Source organism: Pseudohaliea rubra DSM 19751, from assembly GCF_000764025.1.
GTDB classification, from domain to species: Bacteria; Pseudomonadota; Gammaproteobacteria; order Pseudomonadales; family Halieaceae; genus Pseudohaliea; species Pseudohaliea rubra.
This window is the reverse complement of the sequence record NZ_KN234768.1, coordinates 18,932-43,726: the sequence shown is the minus strand read 5'-3', so window position 1 is coordinate 43,726 and position 24,795 is coordinate 18,932. Positions and strand designations below refer to the sequence as shown.

The window sequence follows — 24,795 nt, the reverse complement described above, 5'->3', positions numbered from 1 at the left end:
CCCGCCGAGGGGCGGGGCCCGCCGCGGGCGCTTGACGACCACCCGCCGCACCGGCTGCGCCAGAGCCCAGGTCACCAGCGCGGCGGCGGTGGCCTCGTCGTCGTCGAGAAGGTGCTGCAGCACCGTCATCGCCTTGCCGGATGCAGCGCGTTTGCGGGCCGCGGGGAACATGGGATCAAGGTAGAGCGCGTCGGCGCCGGCCAGGACTCCGGGCGCCAGAGTGCGGACGTCTGCCGGGACGAGCTGCAGGCGCCCGGCGACCTCCCGGAGCCAGGGATCGCCGCTCGCTGCGGCACTGGCAAGCGCCTCCCCGAGGAGCGCCGCGAGCACTGGCTGACGCTCGCAGACGGTGACCTCGGCGCCGAGGTCGGCGAGCACAAAGGCATCGCGCGCAAAGCCGCCGGTTCCGTCGATAATACGCATGCCCGGCGCGCGGCCCACCGCCAGGGCCCGGCCGATGGCCTCGTTGTGACCATTGCGGCGGCGATGGCGGAGGCTGCCGTCATCGAAGCGGCAGCGCACCGGGCCCGAGGCGCCAGGCCCGAGCGGCCGAAGCGCCGGGCCCGCTGCGTCCACGAGCAGAAGCAGATCCAGGCCCTGCTTCCCGTCGAAGCCGTCGCCGGGGACGGCCAGCAGAGGCAGGCTCAAGGTTTCGGCGAGCTGGCGCGCCAGCGCCGGGTCGCCGCCGTCGCCGAGGGCAACGGCGAGCCGCGGTATCGTGGTCACGGGTCCCCGGGGCGCAGGCCAAGGTGCAGAGGTTCGCCCTCGAGGTCGACCTCGAGTTCAAGGTTGTAGGCACGGTGGGCGAGGCCGTGTTTATCGCGAAACGCCAGCGCCCGCGGCTCGCCGCCGCCGGCGGTGCCGGTGAGCCAGCAGCGCAGCCCGTCGAGGGACTGTCCCATCATCTTCAGACCCAGGACCCGCGCCAGGCCCGCGCTGCGCTCGGCGACGAAGGCCGGTGCGCCGGCGCGGAAGTCACCGACGAGCAACTGGCCGGGCTGTGCAGCCTCAAGCATACGCGCCAGCTCGATGGTGACCGTACCGACGATGTAGCTGAAGACGCTCGGGTTGACACCTTCGGCCTGGTAAAGCTCGTAGTGGCTGCCGCAGTGGAAGCCGGCGCGAAGCACCGGCACGGTTTTGCCCCGGGAGGCGGCCCGGGCCAGGGCGTTATCCAGCGCCGTGAGCACCAGGAAGTCGAAGAGCAGCCGGTCGGCCTCCGGCCCCGTATCCCGGTTCCACACATAATAGCCGTCGCCGGTGGTGGTCCTTGCGAAGTGGATTTCAAGGCCCAGCGCAGAGAGCTTGTTGTAAACGGAGTTCATGGAGTAAGACAGGCTGTTCAGCTGGCTTGCCTGCTCAAAGGGTGTATGCAGCGAGAAATCGCAGATGTCGAAGAGCAGTACCCCGCGGCCTTCGACAAAGTTGAGGCCATAGCGCCGAATGAGCTCCTCGACACCATCGATCACCGGCGGGGTATCCTGCAGAGGCTGATCGAGCTTTATGAAGGTCGGCGCAGCGCTCAGGCGCTCGGCGATAGCAAAGAGTTCGTCCCTGGCCTTGCGCCGGCAGCCGGAAATCAGGCTGCGCACGTAGCGCTCGTTGTCCTCGGCGCCCACCCTGCCGTCCCGCCCCGGCGCGCAGAAATTGCCGAGGAAGTAATGCGGTACGAAAATCACCAGCAAACCGTGCTCATCCAGCGACCAGCAGAGGACGATGTTCTGCCCAAGACGCCACTGGCGGCGCAGCGTGCGCTCGAGGCTCTGCAGGTTTCCTCGCTGTACGAGACTGATTGCTTCCACGGGGGTCCCACTCCTTAGAAGGTGCGGCCGGCATCGGCGCAGCCGGCAGCAAAAACGCGTGCTATGCTACCACGACCTGCGGCAGCCCCGATGGACCCGCCCATGCGACCGCACCGCTTCGCATTGCTGTTCGCCGCTCTGCTGACCGCGGGCTGCGCCGATTACGCCGTCACCTTCAACGACCGCACTCTGTACACGCCGCCGGCCCTGTTCAGCGACTTCTCGCTCGCCGACGAGGCCCTGCGTGAATGCGTCATCCAGCACATCATCGATCAGGAGGTCACCAGTGCCGACGAGCTCACGCTGCTGGACTGCAGCCAGGCGGGCATCACGGACCTCACCCGTCTCGAGGTGTTCACCGGGCTCACGCGGGTGCGCCTCTCCGGCAACGCGATCGAAGACGTAACACCGCTGACCGCGGCGACGGGCCTCGAGATTCTGCTGCTGGCGAACAACCGCATCGACGACCCGGCGCCGCTGTTCGCCCTGGATGCGCTCGAGCGCCTGGATCTGTCCGGCAACGACCGGATGACCTGCCCGTCGTCTCGCCTCAAGATCGCCGAACTGAACCTGCCGGAACACTGCTGAGGCCCTCCCGGAGTGTACCTGCTAGTGGATTCCCGGGGCGCCAGCGGGAAGATGCCCTCAGTCGCTCCCCGACACTACGCAAGTCCCCGACAAAACCATTCATTCACCCGTCGAGAGCAATCCAGCCGAAGCCCTCGCCCTGGCAGGCCCAGTGCGCCCGCTCCAGCCAGCCGGGATGCTCCGCCGCGAGGACCTCGCGTACCGCCGCCTGGCTGTTGTTCTGCTCGCTCATGTGAGCGATCACCAGGTGCCGGAGCGCCGGGCCGTCGACGGCCGCGAGGAGCTCGCTGGCCTGGCGGTTGTTGAGGTGGCCCCAGTCGCCGCCGACCCGGCGCTTGAGTGCCGGCGGATAGGTGCCGGCGGCGAGCATGGCGGTATCGTGATTGAACTCGAGCACCAGGCCCTGACAACCGCGGTAGGCGGCCACCACGTGGGGGGTGACGCTGCCGAGGTCCGTGAGGACGCCGAGCTCACGGCCGCCGGCGGCGAGGCGGTACTGGCAGGGCTCGCGGGCGTCGTGCGGCACGGCCACTGAGCACACGGTTACCCCGCCGACGGTAAACGCCTCCCCGGCGTTGAAGCGGACGAGGGCGGCACACTCGCCGAGGCGGCCACTGGCGGCCGTGCCGTGGCTGGCGTAGACGGGAATGCCGTGGCCCCGGGACAGGGTGCCGACGCCGGCAGCGTGGTCGCTGTGCTCGTGGGTGACGAGAATGGCGTCGAGATCGCCGGGGACAAGGCCGAGGCGGGCCAGGCGCCGGGTCGCCTCGCGCACAGAGAAACCGCAGTCGACAAGCACACAGGTGTCGCCGCTGGCGACCACGGTTGCGTTGCCTTTGCTGCCGCTGCCGAGGGACGCGACGCGCACCACTGTCCCCTAGTCGATGTTGCTCTGAATCTTCGCCAGAAGTGACTGATGCTGGCGCTTTTCCAGCGGATCGCCGTCGTCATCCTGGGCCAGGCGGATCTCCACGCCATCACCGTTCACGGCGTCCACGGTGAGCAGGAAGCGGCGGTCCGCAAGTGGGTCGCGTTCCTTGCCGCCCGTGAGCCAGTCGAACCAGCCGCCCTCGTCATCCTTGTCGGGGCCGAGGAAGCGCAGGTAATAGCGGCCAGCACTGCGGTCGCGGTCCGTAATCTCGAAATAGGCATCCTCCACCGCCAGGGCGAGGGACGCCCATGCCCGGTTGAAGGGCAGGCCAAGGGCTATGTAGGTCTCGCCATCGTCGGCCTCTTCCAGGGAAACGCGTCCGCCGGCGCTGATCGCCTGGTCCGCCATCATGGACACCGGCGCGGTCTCGGCGCTGTTGGCGAGGTACTGCGCAACACCGCGCAGCATATCGGCCTCCTGCGCCCTGTCGTCGGACACCGCCGGCCATTCGTCGTCCTCACCAAGGCGGGACTTCTGCAGCACGTGCAGCTCGCTGCTGCCGCGCTGCACTCCCCGCTCGATGCGGAAGCGGAAGCGCGACTCACCAGAGGCGTCCTGGAGCTGCAGCCAGTCTGTGTCGATGATGCCCTGGCGCGCGTCGGCCCGGGCGACCTGCACGCCGGCGGCGGAGAGGAAGCTGCGCACCTGGGGCCAGAGCTGCCCGGGAGCAACGCCGATGAGGGCCCAGCTGTCGTCGCCGAGCTTCTGGATGCGCACAAGCTGCTCCGCCGAACCGGCGGCGAGCGGATCCGGCCTGGGTACTTCGAACTCCCCGGCGAGGAGCAGGTCGCTCTGCACCGGCGGAATAGCGTAAAGTTCCTCGAGGGCCGTGCTGTCCATGTCCGCCGGCACGTCGATCACCGCCAGTTCCACCGCTTCGCGGTAGGCCTGGGAACGGTCCTGGAAATACCCGTCGTCGCCAAAGAGATAGCCGCAGCCGCTGAGGGCGATCGCGAGCAGGCCGGTGGCCAGGACGCCGGCACCCCCTCTCATGCCGTGACTCCCGCCAGCGCATCGCGCAGGACCGCTTCAAGCTTGTGGTCCAGCGGGGTCAGCGGCAGGCGGATGCCGGGGCCGATGAGCCCGAGGTGGGCCAGGGCCCACTTCACGGGAATGGGGTTCGGTTCCAGAAACAGGGCCGAGGTCAACGCGGCGAGGCGCTCGTCAAGGGCAGCGGCTTCCTCCGCGTCGCCGGCAATGGCCGCCCGGCAGAGCGCGGCCATGAGTTCCGGCACCACGTTGGCGGTGACAGAAACATTGCCGTGGCCGCCGGCGAGCATCAGCTCCCGCGCCGTGGGGTCGTCGCCGGAGTAGACGGCAAAACCCTCGGGCGCGCGGGCCAGCAGGTCCCGGGCGCGCTCCATGTTCCCGGTCGCGTCCTTGATCCCGACAATATTGTCGTGCCGCGCCAGCGCCAGTGCGGTGTCATTAGCCAGATCCACACCGCAGCGCGCCGGCACGTTGTAGAGAAGCTGGGGGATGGCCACGGCGTCGGCGATGGCGCGAAAGTGTTCGTACATACCGGCCTGGGTCGGCCGGTTGTAATAGGGGGTGACAAGGAGACAGGCGTCGGCGCCGGCTTCCGCGGCAGCGCGGGTGAGCTCGATGGCCTCACGGGTGGCGTTGGCGCCAGTGCCGGCAATAACCGGTATGCGGCCGCTCACATAGTCGACGCAGTGGCGGATGATCGCCATATGCTCGGGCACGGAGAGCGTCGCGCTCTCGCCGGTGGTCCCGGTCACGCCGACAGCAGCGGTCCCGGACGTGATATGAAGATCCAGGAGCCGCTCGAGCGCTGCCCAGTCGAGACTGCCGTCGACGTGCATCGGGGTGACGAGGGCGACAATACTGCCAGTGATCATGCGAGGACTCCGGGGGACGGGACAGGCGAGCGGCGCTCGGCGGCCGCACCGCGCCAAAGGCGCAATTATCCACGCCGCGGCCTCGAACACAACCGGATTGAGCGTCAGCGCCCTCCGCGCTACTCTCCGTACATGATGTTGTCCGGTACCCCCACCATGGCCACTATGCTTCTCTCCAAGCGTTTCCCTGCCCGATTTTCCGCCCGTCCATCGCTGAGCACCCTGGCGCCGGTGCTCGCGTTCTGCCTCCTGCTCTGCGCGCTGGCCCCAGCGCCGGCCGGTGCCCAGGGCACAGGCACGCCGGGCGCGGGCCTCGAAGCGCGCATCGACGAGCTGACGGATCTCGACCGCCGCTACCTGGCGCAGCAGCGCGAAGACCTCGAGGAACTCGCGCGCAGTGAGCTGGGCGCTTTTTTCACCGGCGACCCGGCCGAAGACCTGCCCGTGCTGCAGCGACTCCTGGACCAGGACGTCGTCACCGCTGACGACCGCCGGAACCTCCAGGCCATGGGCGTCGTTCTCGGCGACCTCCTCGCCGAGGAACTGGACATGCACTGGGTCATCTACGAGGACCGCGTAGGACGCAGCCGGGCCCTGCGCTATCGGCAAAGCGACAATTACCTATTCCCCGCTACAATGGTGTCGCGCCGCCGGGAGGCCGGAGACCTGACGCCGGTGCAGGCCATCTATGACAAAGCGGTGGCCATCATCCGTCCGCTGCAGGATCCGCTGCCTTTCCAGTAGGCAGCCCACACACCGCTGCTTCAATGGCGCCTCGCCGCCGGCGGCCGTAGACTGCCCCGGGGCAGTTAAAGCAAGGGGAGCAAGGCACCGCGATGGCTGACGTCGGGCCCAGCTGTGATCTCACCGTCGATGCCGATGGGGCGTGCCTGCGCCTCGCAGGCCCCTGGCGAGGTACCCGGCTCCCGGATACCGATGCGATTGTCGAACGCCTGCGTGCAGTGCCGCCAAGGCGGCTCACCGTGGCGGCCGATGCCGTGGCCGACTGGGACTCGCGCCTTCCGGCCTTCCTGCTGGCCTGCCATGAGGCCTGCCGCGGGGCCGGGGGCAGCCTCGACAGCACCAGCCTGCCCGACGGGCTTGCCGCGCTCCTGCGGCTGGCCACCGCCACCGCTCCGGCGGCGTCCTCGCGGGCATCGCGGCACGGCCTTTTTTCCGCAGCAGCCCTGCGGCAACAGCTGCACGAGATCGGCGAGGAAGTCCTCGACTCCCTGGCCTTTCTCGGTGACGCCCTGCGCGCCTGCGGTCGCACTTTCGTGCCGGGCTCCGCGACCCGCTGGGTCGACCTGCGCGACTGCCTCTACCAGGCCGGCCCCGACGCCCTGCCCATCATCACCCTGACCAGCGTGCTGGTCGGCATGATCCTGGCCTACCTCGGCGCCGTGCAGCTGCAGCAGTTCGGCGCGGAGGTCTACGTGGCCGATCTCGTGGCCATCGGCATGCTTCGGGAGATGGGCGCGCTGATGACCGCCGTCGTTATGGCCGGGCGCACCGGCGCCGCCTACGCCGCACAGCTCGGGACCATGCAGGGAAACGAGGAGGTCGACGCCATCGCCACCCTCGGCCTGTCACCCATGGAATTCCTCGTCGCGCCGCGGATGCTCGCCCTGGTGGTCACCATGCCGCTGCTTGTGGTCTACGCCGACCTCCTGGGCATTATCGGCGGCGGCATCGTCGCCGGGGGCATGGGCATCAGCGCCCTGCAGTACCTGAGCCAGCTGGAGGATGCCTTTTCCTTTACCCATGCCTTCGTGGGAATCGGCAAGGGCGTGCTCTTCGCCTTCCTCATTGCCCTCGCCGGCTCCCGTGCGGGCATGAGTGCCGGCCGCAATGCCGCCGCCGTCGGTCGCGCAACGACCGAGGCTGTGGTCACGGCCGTGGTCTATCTCATCGTTGCCGACGCCGGCATGAACATTCTCTTCCAGCAACTGGGGATCTGAGGTGGACCGCGCCGATGCCGCCATTTCCGTCGCCGGGCTGACCATGGCCTTCGGCAGCAACGTCCTGCAGCGCGACCTGACCTTTAACATCAACCGGGGCGACATCTTCGTGATCATGGGCGGCTCCGGCTGTGGCAAGAGCACGCTGCTCAAGCACCTCCTCGGGCTCCTGCGCCCCGCCGCCGGCGACATCTGCTACGGCGGCGAGAGCCTGGTCCGGGCCGACGCTCGCACACGGCAGCGGCTCCGGCGCAGCTGGGGCATCACTTACCAGGCCGGCGCCCTGCTCAGCGCCATGACCCTGGCGGAGAACGTGGCGCTACCGCTGACGCACTACACCGACTACAGCACCGACGCCATAGCAGGTATCGTCCGCTACAAGCTCGCGTTAGTGGGGCTTGCCGGCTACGAGGACTATCTGCCCTCGGCGATCTCCGGCGGCATGCGCAAACGAGCGGCGCTGGCCCGGGCCATTGCCCTGGACCCGGAGATTCTCTTTTTTGACGAACCCTCCGCCGGCCTCGACCCGATCAGCTCGCGGCGCCTCGATGACCTGATTCTCGAGCTGAAGGAGTCCACCGGCGCCACGGTGGTGCTGGTCACCCACGAGTTGCCGAGCATCTTCGGCATCGCCAGCAACTCCGTGTTTCTCGACGCCGGCTCGAAAACCATGATCGACGGCGGCGATCCGCGCTGGCTGCGGGACCACAGCAGCCAGCCGCTGGTGCGACAATTTCTCAATCGCTCGGCAGAGCCGGAGAACGACTCCCATGGATGAACGCAAACACAGCGTCCTCATCGGCGCATTCGTGGTCGGCGCCGCCGTCGTAGCCATCGGCGCGGCGCTGTTTTTCGGCGGCGCCGGCTTCACCGGCCAGCGCGACAAGGTAGTGATGGTCTTCGACGGCTCCGTGAAGGGCCTCAATGTCGGCGCACCGATAGCCCTGCGCGGCGTCACCGTGGGCCAGGTCACGGACATCCAGCTCGTGCTGTCCACGGAGCGACCGGAAATCAAGATGATCGTCGAGGCCGAGCTGGTCGCCAACAACCTTCTGGTTCAAGGTCAGAAACTGGGGCGCGGCGCCATGCTCGACTACCTGGTAGGCAATGGTCTCCGGGCCCAGCTGAACATGCAGAGTGTGCTCACCGGCCTGCTCTATATCCAACTGGACTTCCACCCGGAGAGTCCGGTCACGGCCGCGGCCATCGACTCACCCTATGGGCAGATACCCACTATACCCACAGAGCTGGAGATCCTGCGCAGGACTCTTCAATCCGTGGACTATGCGGCCATGGCAGAAGCGGGGCAGAGCATCGTTACCAGCTTGCGCACCTTCGTGGAGGATGAGGATTTCCTTGCCCTCCCCGGCGAGCTGCGCGGAACGCTGGCCTCCCTGGCGCGGGCGGGCAGCCGTCTTGATGACAGCCTGGCAACGCTGCAGCCGGAGCTGAGCCGCACGCTCGGGAGCGTCGGTGACGCCGCCGCCGGGGTGGACAAGGCGCTGCCGGCGCTCAACGCCGAGCTGACGGCCGCCCTGGTGAGCCTGGACGAGGCCCTGCGTGCAACCCGCGACGCCATTGGCGGCCTCGGCCGGCAGGTCGCCGACGATTCGCCCACGCTGCAGCAGCTGGGGGCGACGCTGCGAGAGATGTCCCGCGCCAGCCGGTCCCTGGAGGGCCTTCTGCAAACGCTGGAAGATCAACCGGATGCGCTCCTCCGCGGGCGCCGGGAGAAATAGCCATGAAGCACCCTGCCCGCCGTCCAGCGGCCCTGCTTGCCCCCGTTCTTGTCCCCCTGCTTGCCCCCCTGCTCGCGCTTCCGCTGCTGCTCGCCGGCTGCGCCTCGCCGGTGGAGCTCAGCTATGTGACCCTCGCGCCAGCGGCACCGCCCGCCGCGCGCGGCGCCGGTCCACCGTTGGCGGTGGGCCCCGTCACCCTGCCCGAGTACCTGCTGCGCGCCGATCTCGCCGAGCGCCTCGATGCGCACCGTATCAGCTACCGGCGGGACCGGCGCTGGGCGGAGCCCCTGGACCACGGGATCCAGCGCGTCCTCGTCGCCAACCTGGCAGCGCAGCTCGATTCTGCCGCGGTAAGCGAGTTCCCGGGGCCCATGCCCGTGACCGGTCAGCGCGTGAGTCTGGTGGTGCACCGCTTCGAGGCCCAGGGCACAACCGCCGTGGCCGTCGCCGACTGGACCCTGCACGGCAGCGCCAAGGAAAATGCCCCGGCCCGGGGCACCTTCGAGGCGCGGGAGGCTCTGCCCGATGACAGTGCCGCCACCCAGGCCGCAGCCCTCAGCGAACTGCTCTCGGCCCTCGCCGGCGTTATCGCCGCGGCGGTTACAGCGGCCGGGCACTGACCCCCGGGGTCAGGGCGTCGCGCCGAGGCGTTCGTCAAGGCGCAGCAGGCGCCGCGCCCCCGGATGTACAGAAATGGCGCGCGAGATTATTATCTCGCTTTTCATACTGCAACCAGAAAGGGCAGCACGATGGATGTGATCAATCAGCTGGACCTGACAGCGCTCGTGAACGACTACGCGATTCCCTGGGGAATCCGCATCGTCTTCGCCCTGGTCATCTTCTACCTCGGCCGTGGCGTGGTAGCGCTGGTAGTCCGGGGCGTCGAGAAAGTGCTCGAGCGGCAGAAGGTCGACGATACACTCGTCAGCTTCATGACATCGATTCTGCGCTGGCTGCTCTTGCTCTTTGTGGTCATCGCCGCGCTGTCGCAGCTCGGCATCGATACGACCTCCCTGATCGCCCTCCTCGGTGCCGCGGGCCTGGCCGTCGGCCTCGCCCTGCAGGGCTCCCTGGCGAACTTCGCCGCAGGGGTGCTGATCATCATCTTCCGGCCGTTCACGCGCGGTGATTTCATCGATGCCGGCGGCGCCATGGGCACGGTGGACAAAATCAGCATCTTCACCACCATCCTGACCACCCCGGACAACAAGGAAGTGATCGTACCCAACGGCAGCGTCATCGGCGGCGTAATCACCAACTTCTCCGCGCGGCCCACGCGGCGCGTGGATATGGAGTTCGGTGTCGCTTACGATGACGACCTGCGCAAGGCCAAGCAGATCCTGGAGGAGATCATCGCCGCGGACGAGCGGGTGCTTGCCGAGCCTGCGCCCGTGATCACGGTGGGGGCGCTCGCCGATTCGAGCGTGAACTTCCTGGTGCGGCCCTGGGTAAACGCCGCCGACTACTGGGACCTGCTCTGGGATACCACCGAAGCGGTGAAGCTGCGCTTCGACGAGGCCGGTATCACCATCCCCTTCCCGCAGCGGGAGGTGCACCTGCGCCAGCCGGCGACGCCCGTCGCCGACTGACGCCGCACCCTCAGGGCGCGCAGGCCAGGCACAGCATGTACAGGTCGGCGGGATCCTCGAGGACGTCGAGGGTCTCCCGCACTGCCGTGAGCGGTGCCCGCAGGGAACGAGGCACCGGGAGAGCCGCCTCCAGGGTGGCGGTAATGCCGAGCCGGTCCGCCAGGGTCTGCAGCAGCAGCTGTCGCGGCGACTGCGGCGGATTGACGTAGTCCACCCGGTATTCTCCCTCGTCCAGACCGGCCAGACCCGCCGCCGCACGGGCCGCCTCGGCGAGGCTGCCCAGCTCATCCACCAGGCCGACGGCCTTAGCCGCTGGCGCGCTCCAGACGCGCCCCTCTGCCACCGCCTCCACCTGCGCCGGGGCCATGTCCCGGCCGGAGGCCACGATCGCGACAAACTTGCGGTAGCGATCGTTCACGGTCAGCTGCAGAGTCTCGGCCAGGGCCGGCTGCAGGGGCCGATCGAGGCGCAGGGCACCGGCCCGTTCTGTGGTCCCGACCCCATCCGTGGCGATGCCCGCGCGCTCGAAAAGCTCCTCCACCGTCGGGAAGGCGAGAAAGACCCCGATAGAACCGGTGATCGTCGCCGGAGTGGCCCAGATCTCGTCCGCCGGGGCGGCGATATAGTAGCCGGCTGACGCCGCTACCCGGCCCATGGACACCACCACCGGGAGCTCCCGCCGCCGGGCGAGGTCCTCGAGGCCGGCGCGCACGACCTCGGCACCGAAGGCGCTGCCCCCCGGGCTGTCAATACGCAGAACGATCGCAGCGACATCCGGCTCGGAAGCCACCTGCCGCAGCTGGCGTACCAGCGTCTCGGCGCCGATAGCACCCGGATCCCGTTCGCCGCTGAAGAGTGGCCCCGCGGCGGTCACCACGGCAACCCGCTTTCCGGCCTCGGCAGCCGGCGGCCGACCGCGCCGCGCAAGGTAACGCTCAAAGGGCACAGCCTCAAAGCGGCCTTTGTCATCCGCGGCGCCGACCAGCTCCACAAGGTAATCGTTGGCCGCCTCCCGCGAGAGCAGCCGGTCAATGAGCCCGTCTGCCAGGGCGAGCCGCGCCGGGTCTCCGCCTTCGGCCGCGAGCCGCGTCGGATAGCTGTTGATGTGCGCAGCAACGGCCCCGGCCGGCAGCGCCCGACGTGCCTCTACCAGCGCCGTGTACTGGCTCCAGAGGTCGTCGAGCCAGGCCCGGGTGATCGTCTTCTCATCCTCGGACATGTCCATGCGCGTGAGCGGCTCGGCGATGGCCTTGTGCTCCCCGGCGCGAAAAACGTGCATGTTCACGGCGAGCTTGTCGAGGGCATCACGGAAGTAGTTCTGGTAGCTGGCAAAGCCTTCCAGCGCCAGCGCACCGTGGGGATGGAGGATCAGCTCGTCCGCCTGCACTGCGAGCAGATACTGGTCCTGGGTGAAGTAATCCCCGAGGGCAACGATGGGCTTGCCACCGGCCCGGAAGCGCTCGAGGGCCGGCGCCAGCTCCTGGGCCCGGCTGAGGCCGAGGTAGAGCAGGTCGTCGGTGTCGATGACCAGGGCGGATATCGCGGGATCATCGGCAGCACGGTCCACGGCATCGATCAGGTCGCGGAGACGGACTTCCGCCGTCGCCGGAGACGGATCGCCGAGAAGCGCCAGGGGCTCTACCCGGCTGCGCTCGTCCACCACCCGCCCGGCCGGGGCGAGGAGCAGCGCCGCCCGCTCCGGCAGTTCCCGGGAAGGCCCGCCCGTCAGGGCAAAGTAAAGCAGGAGCAGCGCAACCAGGAACAGCAGGTTGGCCAGCGCCAGGCGCAGCACCGTGATGCCGCGCCACAGGCCGCGGAAGAAGCGTCGTAAAAAGGAAGCTTTAGCCATCGGTATCTCCCGGGGCAGAGTCCTCAGCGCGGCGAAGCTGGGGGCCGCGCTGGCGCACATAGAGCATGGCGCAGGTAAACAGGCCGATAACGGCAACCATGCCGACGATCGGCGCCGGCGCACCGGGCTCGGCGAAGAGCCGCTCCACAAGCCGGATGAAGTAGAGCAGGCTGACGAAGCACAGCCAGACATAGCTGCGCAGCCGGTCCCGGAGCATACCCGGGAGGAAGATCAACAGCGGCACCAGGTAGGCCACCCAGATGATCCAGGGCGCCCCGCGGGTGAAGGCGTCCAGGCCCTGCTGGAGCAGCAGGACGAGCCAGCAGCCCCAGCTCAAGCCCCAGAACCAGGCCGCGGCGCCGGTGCGCGGCACAGCGCTCATGACACACCCCCACCGCCCGCCAGGGCCGATGCCAGCCGGGCCACCCGCGCGCCGAGGCTGCGACAGAGGCCGGCTTCGTCTTCATCGAGGGCTCGCTGGTTGTCGACACCACCGACGTGGCTGGCGCCGTAGGGCGTACCGCCGCCTTCAGTGCGCATGAGGCCGGGCTCGCCGTAATCGAGGCCCACGATCACCATGCCGTGATGCAGAAGGGGCAGCATCATGGACAGCAGCGTGCTCTCCTGGCCGCCGTGCAGACTCGAGGTGGAGGTGAAGACGCCCGCGGGCTTGTCCACCAGGGCACCGCTGAGCCAGCTGTCTCCGGTCTGGTCGAGGAAATACTTGAGGGGCGCCGCCATGTTGCCGAAGCGGGTGGGGCTGCCGAGCACCAGGCCGGCGCAGCCGCGCAGGTCTGCCTGGCTGCAGTACAGGGGTCCCTCGGCGGGAACCTCGTCGGCCACCTGCTCCGTTTCCGTGGAAACGCGGGGCACCGTACGCAGCCGCGCCTCGAGGCCGGAGACCGTGGCCACCCCGCGGGCGACCTGCGCCGCCATGGTCGCCGTGGCGCCGCCGGCGGAATAGTAGAGCACCAGAATGTAGGGTGCTGAGCTCACGACAGGAGCTCCAGCACGCGCTCCGGCGGCCGGCCGATCACCGCCCGCTCACCGGCGACTGCTACCGGCCGCTCCATGAGCTTCGGGTGCGTCGCCATGGCGGCCAGCAGCTGGTCCTCGTCGCTGGCGGGGCCGAGGCCCGCCGCCTTGTACTCGGGCTCGCTACGGCGCACCAGCTCCGCCGCTGGCCGCCCCAGGCGGCGCAGCAGCTCGCGCAGCCCTGCCTCATCCAGCGGCGTAGCAAGATAGCGGACAACCTCGACCGCCGCGCCACGCTCCTCAAGAAGCGCAAGCGCCGCCCGGGACTTGGAGCAGCGGGGATTGTGGTACAGGGTGACCGCGACCATGCGGGACCTCCTTGTCATGCAGGGCGCCGCAGTATAGCAAAGGGTGGCCCCGGCTCCGGGGCGCCTTGCCGCGGCGAGCGGCCGCGCCCCCGGGGCACGGTTCGCCCGGGGGAGCCATCCCGCCAGCGCCGGATTTCATGCGATACTGACCCCCATGCCGGCGATACCCGCTCAATTCCTCCCCTGGCTGCACCGGCTGCAGTACCTCTACGAGCGCTTCATCAGCGATCGCTGCCGTGACACGGCTGCGGCGCTCACCTACATGAGCCTGTTCGCCATGGTGCCGCTGCTCACGGTGCTCTACACCATGGCATCCGCAATACCGGCTTTCCAGGGCGTCGAGGCCAACATCCAGAACCTGCTCTTCGAGCACCTCATGCCCGAGACGTCCTCGGAGATGGAGCAGTACCTCGAGGATTTTTCGCGCCAGGCCAAGAACCTCACAGGCTTCGGTATCGCCTTCCTGGTGGCCACCGCCATTCTGATGCTGCGCAACATCGAGCGCAGCTTCAACCGGATCTGGCGCACTCCGGAAAACCGCAGCCCGGTGTCCAGTTTCCTGCTCTACTGGGCCGTGCTCAGCCTGACGCCGCTGACCATCGGCCTGGGGCTGGCGGCCAGCACCTACCTCGCCTCCTTCGCCAGCCGTCTCGACTACCTCGACGTCCTCGGCGCCGGCACCGCGCTGCTGCGCGTCGCACCCTTTCTGCTCAGCATCCTCGGCTTCACCCTGGTCTACGCCGCCGTGCCCAATTGCCGGGTTCCCCTGAAGCACGCGCTCATCGGCGGGGCACTGGCGGCGATCGCCTTCAACATCGCACGCTCCCTGTTCACGACGCTGGTGGCCGGCTCCAGTATCACTTTCATTTACGGCGCCTTCGCCGCCGTTCCGCTGTTCCTGTTGTGGATTTTCATCTCCTGGAATATTGTCCTCATTGCTGCCATCGTCGTGCACAGCCTCTCCGCCTACCAGACCTCGGAGCAGGCAGCCCGGCCACTGGTGCTGAAGGCCCTGGAAGCGCTCTATTTACTCTGGATCCGGCAACGCCGCGGCGAGGCTCTGCGCGAGATCGACCTGCTCACGGACCGGAGCTGTGGTATCGACAGCGAGAGCTGGGGCAGGCTGCGGGACAGCCTCCTCGCCCAGCAGGTGATCTCCCAGAACGACCGCGGCCACTACCTCCTGGCCCGGGACCTGCACGACATCACGCTCTGGCAGGTGCTCCACTGGACCCGCGGCGATGCGCTGGCGACGGCGTACGACCGCTCCCACAGCGTCAACGGCTGGGAGCAGCGCGCGCTCGCTCTGCTGGCAGCCCAGGAAGACAGCAACCGGGACGCCCTCTCCATCAACCTAGCGGAGCTTTTCGACCAATGACCCTGCCTGCTCGTATCGCCTGTCTCACCCTGTCCCTCGGCCTCACTCTGGGCGTCGCCGGCTGCGGTGAGCGCCCGGGGGCCCTCGGTCCCATCGAGGAGCAGCTTGGCAGCTGGGTGCTCGTCAACTACTGGGCCGAGTGGTGCAAACCCTGCATCCGCGAGATCCCGGAGCTGAACAGCCTCGATGGCGAGGATGATATCGCGGTCCTCGGGGTGAACTACGACGGCGTCACCGGCGACGCTCTGGCCGCGCAGATCGACGCCCTGGACATCCGCTTCGCCCAGCTGCCGACGGACCCGGCCGCCGACCTCGGCATCGACCGGCCCCAGGTCCTGCCCACAACGGTAGTGATCGATCCGGACGGCCGCCGCGTCGCAACCCTGCTTGGCCCGCAGACCGCCGAGAGCCTGCGTGAGGCCATGGCCGGGAGCGGAGGCTGACAAAAGGTTCCTCGTAGCTTTCCGGGGCGGAGACCGTGGTTGCACCGTACCGGGGTGAGCACCGAGGGCAGACGCGGCTGCAGGAGGGTCCCCCCACCAGGCGAAGATCGTGGAGCGACCGGGGACACCCGCCTGTGGCCGCGCCGGCAAGCTAAAACGAGCTCAAACCATGGAGCGCCCCGACCGGATAAGGCCTGGGGCATACCCCCGGCATCCGCCCCGGAAATCCACGATGAACCAAAAAAAAGGCCGGCAAAAAGCCGACCAGGGAGGAGTCTCGCTCCAGAGGGGTTTACATGACCTGAACGTCGTCTGTTCATGGGGAGCGGGCGCAGAAAGCAACGCCCTCCCAGTCACTATGACCCCCTCCTGCCGCCCCGGTTCCACCGCCGGACGAATTTTTTTCAGGTCAGCAGCGTCGGCCGCCAACCTCGGCCACGGAGACCGCGCGGACGGTCATCGTCGCGACCGTGTCAGGACCCATCCGCACCGTAGCGTTCAAACCAGGCGAGCACCGCCGCCACCTTCCCGGCGAGCTGGCTCGGCCGCTTGGCAATGCTGTGGAAGGCACCGGGCATGCGCACCAGGGCCGTCTCCACCCCGCGGAGCTTCAGGGCCTGGTAGTACTGCTCGCTCTCTGAAATCGGCGTGCGCAGGTCAGCCTCCCCGGTGAGCAGCATCGTCGGCGTGGTGACGTTGCCGACCAGGGAGAGCGGAGAGCGCGCCCAGTAGCCCTCAGGGTCCTCCCAGGGCATCGCCGGGAACCAGTAGCGGGCGAAATACGGCGCCATATCGGCGGTGAGCACAAAGCTTGCCCAGTTGATTACCGGCTTGGCCACCACCGCCGCGCGGAAGCGGTCGGTCTTGCCGACAATCCATGCAGTGAGCACACCGCCCCCGCTGCCGCCGGTGACAAAGAGCTGCTCCGGGTCGACGTAGCCCTCGTCGATCACTGCGTCCACAGCGGCCATGAGGTCATCGTAGTCCCGGCCCGGATAGGCGTGATGGATCAGATTGCCGAAGTCCTCACCGTAGCTCGTACTGCCGCGGGGGTTCACGTAGAGCACGACATAGCCCTGCGCGGCATAGAGCTGCACCTCGGCGCTGAAGCGGAAACCGTAGTTGGTAAAGGGGCCGCCGTGGATCTCGAGGATCATCGGGTACTGCTTTGACGGATCAAAACCCGGCGGCAGGGCCACCCAGGCCTGGATGTCGCGGCCGTCGGCGCCGGAGGTGACCCAGCGCTCTTCAACGCGGGCCAGCTCGCGATGGCCAAGGAGGTTCTCGTTCAGTGCCGTGACTTTCCTGACCCCGTCGCCGCCGCGGCGACCGACAGCGATATCCGCAGGCCGCGCGGTGTCGCCGGCGGTGTAGGCGAAGCGGTCCCCGCCGCCCACGGCAAAGGCGGCCCCGGCGTAGGGGCGCCCGATCGTGGTGCCGCCGAGCCCGGCGGCGAGCTGCTCGAGCCCCCCGGCCAGATCAGTGGCTGCGAGCACGGTGTCGCCACGATCGTCATAGCGGAAGAACAGGCGTTTGCCATCGGCCGACCACCGGGGGGCTTCGATAGCGCGGTCAAGGTCCGGAAGCAGCTCGCGTCGGCCGCTGCCATCGAGCCCCATGACATAGAGCCGGCTGCGATGGTAGCCGAGCCGCCGGTCATCCCAGCCCGTCCAGGCGACCGCTTTGCCGTCCGGGGAAACGACGGGGCCGCTGTCCGGGCCCTCGCGGTCCGTCAGACGCGTCATGGCGCCACCGTCCAGGGGCACATGGAAAAGATCCGTGTTTGCCGGATTCGTCTCCCAGTCCTCGCCGCGGTTGGCGGAGACAATCAGCGCCTGGCTGTCGGCAGTCCAGGCGAGGCCGCCGTCGTGCTCGTAGTCGCCCCTGGTGAGCTGGCGCGGGCTGCCGCCCTCGGCCGGAATCACGAAAACATGTTGAAAGCCGTAGGGGCGCGGGCCCGTGCCATCGTTGCGGAAGACCGAACGCTCCACAATCACGGGGGGCGGCGCCCATTCGGCGCCCTCCGGTTTTGCCGGCAGTTCGCCCAGTACCGTCGGCTCGTAGGGCACCAGCATGGTGAACGCCAGCCAGCGGCCGTCGGGAGACCAGGCCAGGCGGCGCGGCGTGTGCGCAACGCGGGTCAGCTGGGCGCGCTCGCCACCCTCGACCCACTGCACAAAGATCTGCCGGCCCACGTCATCGGCATCGACGTAAGCAATCCGGCGCCCGTCCGGTGACAGGGCGGGGTTCGACAGGCTGCGTGGGCCCGTGGTCAGGGGCCGGTGGCCACTGCCATCGGCGCCGACGGTCCACAGGTTGGCCCGGCGCCGGTCCTTGAGGGCATCCATGGTGTGGCGCAGGTAATAGACACGCTCCCCGGCGGGGTCGACGATCGGATCGCTGGCGTAGGCGAGGCCGAAGACATCGGCGGGAGCAAAGGGCTTGCCGGCCGTCGCGGCGTCGACAGGCAGGGCCAGGGCGGCAGCGCAGAAAGCCAGAGCGGTGCGAAAGGCACGGGTTGCAACAGGCATAATGATCCCCATTGACACTAGACGTCACTTTGAATGTGGTCGCCGGTGGCACGCCGTCCTGCGTCAGGACCGCGGGCCCGGGCCGGCCCGAGCGCGGAGTATAACCCCGATGAACCACCCCCTGCCGGCAGACGCCGAACTGCCCCGTTACGGCGCCATTGATCCCGCGAGCATCGAAGCGGACCTCGACCAGCTGCTGGCGAGCAACCGTGCCGCCATCGAGGCGCTGCTTGCCGAGCCGGGCCCGGCCACCTGGGAGCGGCTCTGTGCGCCCCTCGAGGAGCTGGAGGACGACCTCGAGCGCTTCTGGGCGCCGATCAGTCACCTGAACAGCGTCAACAATAGCGAGCCCCTCCGCCACGCCTACAATGTGTGCCTGCCGAAGCTCTCCGCCTGGCGCAGCTGGCTCGGCCAGCATCGCGCGCTCTACGAGGCCTTCCAGGCGGTGGCGAAGGAAGACCCGTCGGTCGATGCCGTGCCCGGCCGGCGGCGTGCCCTCGACAACGCCCTGCGCGACTTCGCCCTCGCCGGCGTCGCCCTGGAGCCGGCGCAACGGGACCGCTTTGCCGAGCTCAGCCAGCACCTGGCGACGCTCAGCGCACGCTTCAGCGACAACCTGCTCGATGCTACCGACGCCTGGTCGCTCACCGTGGACGAAGCACGCCTCGCGGGCCTGCCCGGGAGCACACGGGCCGCCGCCCGGCGGAACGCCGACGCGGCGGGCGAGAGCGGCTATCGGCTCGCCCTTGACGGCCCGACCTACCTCGCGGTCATGGCCCACGGCGAGGACCGCGACCTGCGCAAAGCCTTTTACACCGCCTGGCAGACCCGGGCATCGGACCAGGGACCGCACGCGGGGCAGTGGGACAACAGCACGGTGATGCACGAGATCCTCGACAGCCGCCGCGAACTTGCCGATCTGCTGGGCTTCGCCAATTACGCGGAGCTATCCCTGGCGACCAAGATGGCCCCGGACACGGCGAGCGTCATCGCCTTCCTCGAAGACCTCGCCGCCCGCGCCCGGCCCCAGGCCGAGGCCGAGTGGGACGCCCTCTGCGCCTTTGCCCGGGAACACGATGGCACGACGCAGCTCGAGGCCTGGGACGTGCCCTACTACAGCGAACAGCTGCGGCAGGCCCGTTATGCCATCTCCCAGGAGGACCTGCGCCCCTACCTGCCGCTACCGCGGGTTCTCGAAGCGCTCTTCAGCCTTTGCGGCGAGCTCTTCGGTATCGAGTTCCGCCCCGGGGAAGCCTTCGACAGCTACCACCCGGACCTTGTTCTCTATGCGATCTACCGCGACGGCGAGCTGCTGGCGCACTGCTATCTGGATCTCTACGCCCGCAGCGGCAAACGCGGCGGGGCCTGGATGGGCGACTGCCGGGTGCGCCGGGAGGGTGTCCACGGTCTGCAGCGGCCGGTAGCCTGGCTGGTCTGCAACTTCTCGCCGCCGGAGGACGGGCGCCCCAGCCTGCTCACCCATGACGAGTTGACCACCCTGTTCCACGAGTTCGGTCACGGTCTGCATCACCTGCTGACGCGGCAGACTGTCGCCGCCGTTTCCGGCATCAACGGCGTCGAGTGGGACGCGGTGGAGCTGCCGAGCCAGTTCCTCGAAAACTGGTGCTGGGAAGCCGGCTTCCTCGCCCGCCTCGGCCGGCACGTGGACAGCGGTGAAGCTATCCCGCAGGCCCTCGTCGAGCGCCTCCTGGCCGCCCGCCGCTTTCAGGCCGCAATGCAGACCGTGCGCCAGCTCGAGTTCGCCCTGTTCGATTTCCGCCTGCATCTGGTTTGGAAACATGCCGAAGAAACGCCGGTGGAGACGGTGCTGGAGGCGGTACGCCGGGAGGTCGCCGTGGTCCATCCACCCGCCTGGAATCGCTTCCAGCACGGCTTCGGCCATATTTTTGCGGGGGGTTACGCGGCAGGCTATTACAGCTACAAATGGGCCGAGGTGCTGTCGGCGGACGCCTACGCGCGCTTCGAGGAGGAGGGCATCTTCAACGGCGAGACCGGCCGGGCTTTTCTCCGGGAGGTGCTGGAGATGGGCGGCTCACGGGATGCGATGGCGACGTTCCTGGCCTTCCGGGGCAGAGCGCCCGACATCGAGCCCCTGCTCAGACATAGCGGCATAGCGGCCTGAGACTCAGCCGGCGCGCCAGCTGGCACAGCCCTTCTGCCCCGGGCCGGAGGCCACGCAGACCCGCAGCTCGCGAAGATCGTCGCCGCGGGAGGTGTGCTGCAGCCGCTCGAGCAGATAGCGGGACAGCTCCTCAACGGTGGCATTGACAATGGGGAGCACCAGCGTGTCGCTGCGCAGGAAGTGCATCACTTCGTCGCCGAAGGTCACGCGGTACTCGTGGCCATGCTCCTCGATGCGCTGGTACGGTGAATCCGCCGGGAGAATCAGGTACTCGTCGAGCTCGTCGCAAAGCGCCTTGATGCGATCTTTATACACATTGTAGTCAGCGGCAAAACCATTGTTGCCCATGGGCGCGACGATCTTCGCCGAGACAGCGTAGTTGTGGCCGTGCAGCCGCTCCCGATCGCCGGCGGCGAAGATCGTGTAGTGCGCAACGGAGAACTTGTGACTCTCCTTGTCGATATACAGCGTGGTCAGGCGCTCACGGTTGCTCATCAGCGTTCCTCGCTCGGCATGGGTGCGGGAGGATGGCATGGCCGCTCACCGCGGGCAATGCGCAAGCCAATCCAGTGGCGCCTGCAGCCGGTATAATGCTGGACAGGCGGCGGCCAACCGGCCGCGAAAGCACCGTACAACTTCCGGGGGAATCCATGCCCATCGCCATCATCACCGGCGCCAGCGTCGGCATCGGCCGCGCCAGCGCCGCCCGCTTCCTGGACCGCGGTTTCACGGTCTACAACCTGTCCCGCCGGCCCTGCCCGCTTGACGGCGTACACAACCTTGCCTGCGATCTGACGGACGCCGCCAGTATCGCTGGGGCCCTGGAGACCCTGGCACCGGCGGTGGCCGCCGCCGACAGCGTGGCCCTGGTGCACAACGCAAGTCAGATGCACAAGGATTCAGCCCTCGACTGCCCCGATGCGCAGCTGCGCGCCGTGCTGGAAAGCAATGTCCTGGCGGTGAATGCCCTCAACCAGGGCCTGCTGCCGGCGCTGCCCGCAGGCTCGAGCGTGGTGTACGTGGGTTCAACGCTCTCTGAGAAGGCGGTCGCCGGCGCCTTCAGCTACGTGGTCTCCAAGCACGCCCAGCTCGGCCTCATGCGCGCGACCTGCCAGGACCTCATGGGCCGCGGCGTGCACACGGCGCTGGTCTGCCCCGGCTTTACGGATACGGAGATGCTGCGCACGCATCTGGGCAACGACAGCTCGGTGATCGACGCCATCGGTGCCATGAACAGCTACCATCGGCTGGTCGACCCCGACGAAATTGCCGAGCTCATCACCTGGGTACATCACAACCCGGTCATCAACGGTGCTGTGCTGCACGGTAACCTGGGGCAGCGGGAAAGCTGATGGCTGAGCACATTCTGCAGGAGCGGCGCGAGCGGGTCTTTCTGGTCCTGGCCGGGACCTTTCTCTGCGCGATGACGCTGCTCAACGTGATCGGCATCACCCGTTTTGTCCAGCTCGGGCCCCTGGCGCTGGCCGTGGGTGTTCTGCCCTACCCGCTCACTTTCCTGTGCACGGACCTGGTCTGCGAGCTTTACGGCAAAGCGCGGGCAAACTTCCTGGTAACGGTGGGCCTGGGCCTGAACTTCCTGATTCTTTTTGTGCTCTTTCTCGGCAACAGCATGCCCTCAGTGCCCCTCGAGGCCATGCCGCCCTGGCAGATCCTCCAGCTTGCCGCACCCGTCGCCCTCCCCAACGGCGAAATGGTCGAGTCGAGTATCGGTCTGTACCAGCTCATCTATGCGACCACTTCCGGGGCCGTCTTCGCGTCCATGCTGGCCTATATCGCCGCCCAGTACTGCGATGTGCACCTGTTTCACTTCTGGAAGCGGGTCACCCGCGGGCGCCACCTGTGGATCCGCAACAACTTCAGCACGCTCATGAGTCAGATGGTGGATTCGCTGATGGTGGTGTCGGTGACCTTCGGCGCCGCCTTCCTCCGCGGCGAGATCGCCCTCGGCGCGCTGCTCGTGCTCGTCGGCAGCAACTACGCCTTCAAAGCGGCGGTGGCGCTCCTCGACACGGGGCCCTTCTATTTGGCCGTGCACCTGCTGCGCCGCTATCTGTGCCTGGAACCGGGCCAGGCCGCCGTGCCAGGCGGCGCCTCGTTGTCACCGGCGGCGGACTGAGACCACAACGCAACTGCGCTAAACTGAGGCCCCCTGGCCGAACGGACTCCCTGCAGTGACCGACCGACGCAGTGCCTCCCTGTCTCTCAAACAGCTCGCCTACCTGCTCGCCGTACGCGACACGCTGAACTTCACCCGCGCCGCCGAGCAGTGCTTCGTCACCCAGTCCTCCCTGTCCGGCGGCCTCGCCGAGCTCGAACGCACCCTCGGCATGAAGCTGGTGGAACGGAGCCGGCAGCACGTAGCCATGACCCCCGCCGGCGAGGCGGTCTGCGGGCGCGCCGAGCAGATCCTGAGTGCCAGCGAGGACCTCCTCGCCTTCGCCCGGGCGCAGGCGGAGCCAGGGACCGGCAGCCTGCGCCTGGGCATGATCCCGACCATCGCTCCCTACCTGCTGCACGAGTTCCTTGCCGGCACCGCGGAGCACTTCCCGAAGCTCGAGCTGTTCCTCCACGAGCGCCAGACCGAAAGTCTCCTGGAGCAGGTCTCCGGGGGCGAGCTCGATGCCGCGGTGCTGGCGCTGCCGATGGATACGGGCACCCTGGCGGTCACCCACCTGTTTGACGACCCGCTGCGACTGCTTGCCGCTCCCGGGCATGCGGTAGCGCAGCAGAGGGCGCCGCTGCGCCTGTCGGCGATCGATACCAGCCAGGTGATCCTGCTCGAGCCCGGGCATTGTCTGCGCGAACACACCCTCTCCGCCTGCGGGGTCGGCGCCCAGGCCAGCAGACGCTTCGAGGCAACAAATATCGATACGCTGGTGCAGCTGGCCGAGGCCGGTTGCGGTCTCGCCCTGCTCCCGGCCATGGCCGTCGCCAGCGGGGTCCTCGAGGGGACCTCCCTGCGCGAAGTACGCCTGCAGGCACCGCCACACCGCGGGATCGCCCTGATCACCCGCGCCTCTCACCCGTTGCGGGCTTTCCTGGAGCGCGAAATCGCTGCTCTTCTCACCGGCAATCGATGATCGGAGCCGGGAAGAAAAACGCGAACAGGCTCACAAGCTGCGAAAAAACTTTGAGCGTTGCAACGCAAGAACTAGGCGAAACGAGAGTTTTATTGCAAAATGCATGGCTGGATGTGACCGTGTGGGACAACAAAGACGGTTCACGTGAACGAGCGAGGCGGGCGCAACGACACATGAGAAATTCTCCCAGAGTATTACTGGTCGAAGACAGCCAGTCGATGACCTCTATTTATCGGGGCTATCTCAGCAACGCCCCCTACGAAGTCTCGGCCGTGGCCTCCATCGGCGCTGCGCGCCAGGCCCTGGCTGAGATGCCCGTCGATATCGTTCTGCTGGACGTACAGCTGCCCGACGGCAACGGCCTCGATTTCGTCGATGAACTCCTGTCCCACGAAGACGCGCCGGATATCGTGGTGATGACGGCTTATGCCACCGCCGACATGGCCGTCGAGGCCGTACGGCGCGGCGCCGTCGACTTCATCACCAAGCCCTTTGACGCCACCCGGTTGCTGGTCACGCTTGACAACACCGTTGCCCAGCAGAAGCTGCGTCGCGATTACGCCCGCATGACCCGCCGCCAGGGCACCGGCTTCGAGCAGTTTGTCGGTGATTCGCCGGCCATGCAGTCGGTCTACCAAACCATCGAGGCTCTCGCCGCAAGCGATGCAGCAGTGTTCGTGGTCGGCGAGAGCGGCACAGGCAAAGAGCTCGCCGCCCGCGCCATCCACGACAACAGCGTTCGTGCCGACGCCGGTTTCGTCGTCCTGAACTGCGGCGCCATGCCCAGTGACCGCCTCGACCATGCCCTCTTCGGCAGCGATGGCGCCGCCCGCAGCGCCGATGGGGGGACGCTGTTCCTCGACGAGGTCTGCGAGCTCGAGCCGGAGCTGCAGACCAAGCTGCTGCGTTTCGTCCAGTTCGGCACCTTTCATGGCAGCGGCAGCGACGAGACGCAGGTGGACTCGCGCATTATCTGCGCCACCAATCGCGACCCGCTGCGCGCGGTACAGGAAGGCACCCTGCGCGAAGACCTGTACTACCGGCTGCACGTGGTACCGCTGCGCATGCCCCCGCTGCGCGAGCGCGGAGGCGATGTTGCCCTCCTCGCCGCGCACTATCTCGCCCGCTTCGCCAGCGAAACGGGCAAGCGTTTCCGCGGCTTCAGCGAGGACGCCATGGAAGCGCTGCAGCGCTACCCCTGGCCCGGCAATGTCCGTCAGCTCCAGAACGTGCTGCAGGAGATTGTTGTGCTGCAGGATGCGGGTCAGGTCAGCGAGGCCATGCTCCCGAATTACCTGCAGACCGGGCATATACCCATGGAGGAGCCGACGGCGGAACCTGCGTCCCCAGTCGTCGCCTCGCCCACCGCCCGGGAGGTGGTCGAACCGCTCTGGATGGTGGAAAAACGCGCCATCGAGGATGCCATCGCCGCCTGCGACGGCAATGTCAACCGCGCTGCCGGACTCCTTGAGGTCGCCCCCTCCACGGTGTATCGCAAGCTGCAGTCCTGGAAGCAGTCCGGGGACGAGGAGTAG

25 protein-coding genes are annotated in these 24,795 nt (G+C 67.9%); 14 read left to right on the top strand and 11 right to left on the bottom strand.

Annotation, left to right across the window (positions count from 1 at the left end):
• On the bottom strand, nt 1-726 hold a 726-nt coding region (locus HRUBRA_RS09800; RefSeq protein WP_052094629.1), incomplete at its 3' end, for a class I SAM-dependent methyltransferase.
• Nucleotides 723-1,802: a hypothetical protein gene (locus HRUBRA_RS09795; RefSeq protein WP_035516694.1), complete on the bottom strand. Its 1,080-nt coding sequence runs from the start codon at nt 1,800-1,802 to the stop codon at nt 723-725. The genes HRUBRA_RS09795 and HRUBRA_RS09800, both read right to left, overlap by 4 nt.
• Nucleotides 1,803-1,904: 102 nt before the next feature.
• Between HRUBRA_RS09795 and HRUBRA_RS09790 the strand changes: the two genes are divergently transcribed.
• Nucleotides 1,905-2,390, top strand: coding sequence for a leucine-rich repeat domain-containing protein (locus tag HRUBRA_RS09790; RefSeq protein WP_052094627.1), 486 nt, complete (start codon nt 1,905-1,907; stop codon nt 2,388-2,390).
• Nucleotides 2,391-2,493: 103 nt separating this feature from the next.
• On the opposite strand, the gene HRUBRA_RS09785 is transcribed toward HRUBRA_RS09790, so the two are convergent.
• The 3 genes from HRUBRA_RS09785 to dapA are packed head-to-tail and all read right to left on the bottom strand — an operon-like array spanning nt 2,494 to nt 5,183.
• Nucleotides 2,494-3,258, bottom strand: a complete 765-nt coding sequence (locus tag HRUBRA_RS09785; RefSeq protein WP_035516692.1) for an MBL fold metallo-hydrolase — start codon at nt 3,256-3,258, stop codon at nt 2,494-2,496.
• A gap of 9 nt (nt 3,259-3,267) precedes the next feature.
• Nucleotides 3,268-4,314, bottom strand: coding sequence for an outer membrane protein assembly factor BamC (gene bamC / locus HRUBRA_RS09780; protein ID WP_035516690.1), 1,047 nt, complete (start codon nt 4,312-4,314; stop codon nt 3,268-3,270).
• Nucleotides 4,311-5,183 carry a 4-hydroxy-tetrahydrodipicolinate synthase gene (dapA, locus tag HRUBRA_RS09775; RefSeq protein WP_035516689.1) on the bottom strand — a complete coding sequence of 291 codons (873 nt, stop codon included), beginning with the start codon at nt 5,181-5,183 and terminating at the stop codon, nt 4,311-4,313. The genes bamC and dapA overlap by 4 nt, the downstream gene beginning before the upstream one ends.
• A 156-nt stretch (nt 5,184-5,339) precedes the next feature.
• Between dapA and HRUBRA_RS09770 the strand changes: the two genes are divergently transcribed.
• The 6 genes from HRUBRA_RS09770 (at nt 5,340) to HRUBRA_RS09745 (ending at nt 10,472) form a co-directional block, all read left to right on the top strand.
• Nucleotides 5,340-5,927: a DUF3806 domain-containing protein gene (locus HRUBRA_RS09770; RefSeq protein ID WP_236629839.1), complete on the top strand. Its 588-nt coding sequence runs from the start codon at nt 5,340-5,342 to the stop codon at nt 5,925-5,927.
• A gap of 92 nt (nt 5,928-6,019) precedes the next feature.
• On the top strand, nt 6,020-7,144 hold the full coding sequence (locus HRUBRA_RS09765) for an MlaE family ABC transporter permease (protein WP_035516687.1): 1,125 nt from the start codon (nt 6,020-6,022) through the stop codon (nt 7,142-7,144).
• A gap of 1 nt (nt 7,145) precedes the next feature.
• Nucleotides 7,146-7,922 carry an ABC transporter ATP-binding protein gene (locus tag HRUBRA_RS09760; RefSeq protein ID WP_035516686.1) on the top strand — a complete coding sequence of 259 codons (777 nt, stop codon included), beginning with the start codon at nt 7,146-7,148 and terminating at the stop codon, nt 7,920-7,922.
• A complete protein-coding gene (locus HRUBRA_RS09755; protein WP_035516685.1) occupies nt 7,915-8,883 on the top strand; it encodes an MlaD family protein in 969 nt (322 codons plus the stop codon). Before HRUBRA_RS09760 ends, HRUBRA_RS09755 begins: the two co-directional genes overlap by 8 nt.
• Nucleotides 8,884-8,885: 2 nt before the next feature.
• The gene (locus HRUBRA_RS09750; protein ID WP_035516683.1) at nt 8,886-9,503 is read left to right on the top strand and encodes a PqiC family protein; all 618 of its coding nucleotides are present in this window, start codon (nt 8,886-8,888) and stop codon (nt 9,501-9,503) included.
• A 129-nt stretch (nt 9,504-9,632) separates the two neighbouring features.
• Nucleotides 9,633-10,472, top strand: coding sequence for a mechanosensitive ion channel family protein (locus HRUBRA_RS09745; RefSeq protein WP_035516682.1), 840 nt, complete (start codon nt 9,633-9,635; stop codon nt 10,470-10,472).
• A gap of 10 nt (nt 10,473-10,482) precedes the next feature.
• Here HRUBRA_RS09745 and sppA read toward each other — a convergent pair whose 3' ends face one another.
• Genes sppA through arsC form a run of 4 tightly spaced genes read right to left on the bottom strand, consistent with a single transcriptional unit; the run spans nt 10,483 to nt 13,664 of the window.
• Nucleotides 10,483-12,321, bottom strand: a complete 1,839-nt coding sequence (gene sppA, locus HRUBRA_RS09740) for a signal peptide peptidase SppA (RefSeq protein WP_035516679.1) — start codon at nt 12,319-12,321, stop codon at nt 10,483-10,485.
• Nucleotides 12,314-12,703, bottom strand: coding sequence for a DUF2069 domain-containing protein (locus HRUBRA_RS09735; protein WP_035516677.1), 390 nt, complete (start codon nt 12,701-12,703; stop codon nt 12,314-12,316). Before HRUBRA_RS09735 ends, sppA begins: the two co-directional genes overlap by 8 nt.
• Nucleotides 12,700-13,317: an NAD(P)H:quinone oxidoreductase gene (wrbA, locus tag HRUBRA_RS09730; RefSeq protein WP_035516675.1), complete on the bottom strand. Its 618-nt coding sequence runs from the start codon at nt 13,315-13,317 to the stop codon at nt 12,700-12,702. The genes HRUBRA_RS09735 and wrbA overlap by 4 nt, the downstream gene beginning before the upstream one ends.
• Nucleotides 13,314-13,664: an arsenate reductase (glutaredoxin) gene (arsC, locus tag HRUBRA_RS09725; RefSeq protein ID WP_035516674.1), complete on the bottom strand. Its 351-nt coding sequence runs from the start codon at nt 13,662-13,664 to the stop codon at nt 13,314-13,316. Before arsC ends, wrbA begins: the two co-directional genes overlap by 4 nt.
• A 154-nt stretch (nt 13,665-13,818) precedes the next feature.
• Between arsC and HRUBRA_RS09720 the strand changes: the two genes are divergently transcribed.
• Together HRUBRA_RS09720 and HRUBRA_RS09715 are read left to right on the top strand one after the other, a co-directional pair.
• Complete coding sequence (locus HRUBRA_RS09720; RefSeq protein WP_052094625.1) at nt 13,819-15,042, top strand: YihY family inner membrane protein; 1,224 nt, start codon at nt 13,819-13,821, stop codon at nt 15,040-15,042.
• Entirely contained in the window at nt 15,039-15,485 is a 447-nt protein-coding gene (locus HRUBRA_RS09715; RefSeq protein WP_035516673.1) for a TlpA family protein disulfide reductase, read from the top strand. Before HRUBRA_RS09720 ends, HRUBRA_RS09715 begins: the two co-directional genes overlap by 4 nt.
• A gap of 473 nt (nt 15,486-15,958) precedes the next feature.
• Here the strand turns inward: HRUBRA_RS09715 and HRUBRA_RS09710 are convergent, their stop codons facing one another.
• Nucleotides 15,959-18,016, bottom strand: coding sequence for a S9 family peptidase (locus HRUBRA_RS09710; protein ID WP_052094632.1), 2,058 nt, complete (start codon nt 18,014-18,016; stop codon nt 15,959-15,961).
• Nucleotides 18,017-18,125: 109 nt separating this feature from the next.
• Here HRUBRA_RS09710 and HRUBRA_RS09705 point away from each other — a divergent pair, with 109 nt between their 5' ends.
• Nucleotides 18,126-20,159 (top strand): M3 family metallopeptidase, encoded by a 2,034-nt coding sequence (locus tag HRUBRA_RS09705; RefSeq protein ID WP_035516671.1) that lies wholly within the window; start codon nt 18,126-18,128, stop codon nt 20,157-20,159.
• A 3-nt stretch (nt 20,160-20,162) separates the two neighbouring features.
• Here HRUBRA_RS09705 and HRUBRA_RS09700 read toward each other — a convergent pair whose 3' ends face one another.
• The gene (locus tag HRUBRA_RS09700) at nt 20,163-20,654 is read right to left on the bottom strand and encodes a 6-pyruvoyl trahydropterin synthase family protein (protein ID WP_035516670.1); all 492 of its coding nucleotides are present in this window, start codon (nt 20,652-20,654) and stop codon (nt 20,163-20,165) included.
• A gap of 155 nt (nt 20,655-20,809) precedes the next feature.
• On the opposite strand from HRUBRA_RS09700, the gene HRUBRA_RS09695 reads away from it, so the two are divergent.
• The 4 genes from HRUBRA_RS09695 (at nt 20,810) to HRUBRA_RS09680 (ending at nt 24,795) form a co-directional block, all read left to right on the top strand.
• A complete protein-coding gene (locus HRUBRA_RS09695; protein ID WP_035516669.1) occupies nt 20,810-21,511 on the top strand; it encodes an SDR family NAD(P)-dependent oxidoreductase in 702 nt (233 codons plus the stop codon).
• Complete coding sequence (locus HRUBRA_RS09690) at nt 21,511-22,296, top strand: queuosine precursor transporter (protein WP_035516667.1); 786 nt, start codon at nt 21,511-21,513, stop codon at nt 22,294-22,296. The genes HRUBRA_RS09695 and HRUBRA_RS09690 overlap by 1 nt, the downstream gene beginning before the upstream one ends.
• Before the next feature lie 55 nt (nt 22,297-22,351).
• Nucleotides 22,352-23,260, top strand: a complete 909-nt coding sequence (locus HRUBRA_RS09685; protein WP_035516666.1) for a hydrogen peroxide-inducible genes activator — start codon at nt 22,352-22,354, stop codon at nt 23,258-23,260.
• Nucleotides 23,261-23,433: 173 nt separating this feature from the next.
• Nucleotides 23,434-24,795, top strand: coding sequence for a sigma-54-dependent transcriptional regulator (locus HRUBRA_RS09680; RefSeq protein ID WP_035516664.1), 1,362 nt, complete (start codon nt 23,434-23,436; stop codon nt 24,793-24,795).

Excerpts from the sequence above, each read along its gene's own strand:
- HRUBRA_RS09710 (WP_052094632.1), bottom strand. The coding sequence starts at position 18,016 with ATGCCTGTTGCAACCCGTGCCTTTCGCACCGCTCTGGCTTTCTGCGCT.
- HRUBRA_RS09745 (WP_035516682.1), top strand. The coding sequence starts at position 9,633 with ATGGATGTGATCAATCAGCTGGACCTGACAGCGCTCGTGAACGACTAC.
- HRUBRA_RS09690 (WP_035516667.1), top strand. The coding sequence starts at position 21,511 with ATGGCTGAGCACATTCTGCAGGAGCGGCGCGAGCGGGTCTTTCTGGTC.
- HRUBRA_RS09700 (WP_035516670.1), bottom strand. The coding sequence starts at position 20,654 with ATGAGCAACCGTGAGCGCCTGACCACGCTGTATATCGACAAGGAGAGT.
- arsC (WP_035516674.1), bottom strand. The coding sequence starts at position 13,664 with ATGGTCGCGGTCACCCTGTACCACAATCCCCGCTGCTCCAAGTCCCGG.
- HRUBRA_RS09680 (WP_035516664.1), top strand. The coding sequence starts at position 23,434 with ATGAGAAATTCTCCCAGAGTATTACTGGTCGAAGACAGCCAGTCGATG.
- sppA (WP_035516679.1), bottom strand. The coding sequence starts at position 12,321 with ATGGCTAAAGCTTCCTTTTTACGACGCTTCTTCCGCGGCCTGTGGCGC.
- HRUBRA_RS09750 (WP_035516683.1), top strand. The coding sequence starts at position 8,886 with ATGAAGCACCCTGCCCGCCGTCCAGCGGCCCTGCTTGCCCCCGTTCTT.
- HRUBRA_RS09735 (WP_035516677.1), bottom strand. The coding sequence starts at position 12,703 with ATGAGCGCTGTGCCGCGCACCGGCGCCGCGGCCTGGTTCTGGGGCTTG.
- HRUBRA_RS09705 (WP_035516671.1), top strand. The coding sequence starts at position 18,126 with ATGAACCACCCCCTGCCGGCAGACGCCGAACTGCCCCGTTACGGCGCC.
- HRUBRA_RS09715 (WP_035516673.1), top strand. The coding sequence starts at position 15,039 with ATGACCCTGCCTGCTCGTATCGCCTGTCTCACCCTGTCCCTCGGCCTC.
- HRUBRA_RS09765 (WP_035516687.1), top strand. The coding sequence starts at position 6,020 with ATGGCTGACGTCGGGCCCAGCTGTGATCTCACCGTCGATGCCGATGGG.
- dapA (WP_035516689.1), bottom strand. The coding sequence starts at position 5,183 with ATGATCACTGGCAGTATTGTCGCCCTCGTCACCCCGATGCACGTCGAC.
- HRUBRA_RS09755 (WP_035516685.1), top strand. The coding sequence starts at position 7,915 with ATGGATGAACGCAAACACAGCGTCCTCATCGGCGCATTCGTGGTCGGC.
- HRUBRA_RS09770 (WP_236629839.1), top strand. The coding sequence starts at position 5,340 with ATGGCCACTATGCTTCTCTCCAAGCGTTTCCCTGCCCGATTTTCCGCC.
- bamC (WP_035516690.1), bottom strand. The coding sequence starts at position 4,314 with ATGAGAGGGGGTGCCGGCGTCCTGGCCACCGGCCTGCTCGCGATCGCC.
- HRUBRA_RS09790 (WP_052094627.1), top strand. The coding sequence starts at position 1,905 with ATGCGACCGCACCGCTTCGCATTGCTGTTCGCCGCTCTGCTGACCGCG.
- HRUBRA_RS09695 (WP_035516669.1), top strand. The coding sequence starts at position 20,810 with ATGCCCATCGCCATCATCACCGGCGCCAGCGTCGGCATCGGCCGCGCC.
- HRUBRA_RS09720 (WP_052094625.1), top strand. The coding sequence starts at position 13,819 with ATGCCGGCGATACCCGCTCAATTCCTCCCCTGGCTGCACCGGCTGCAG.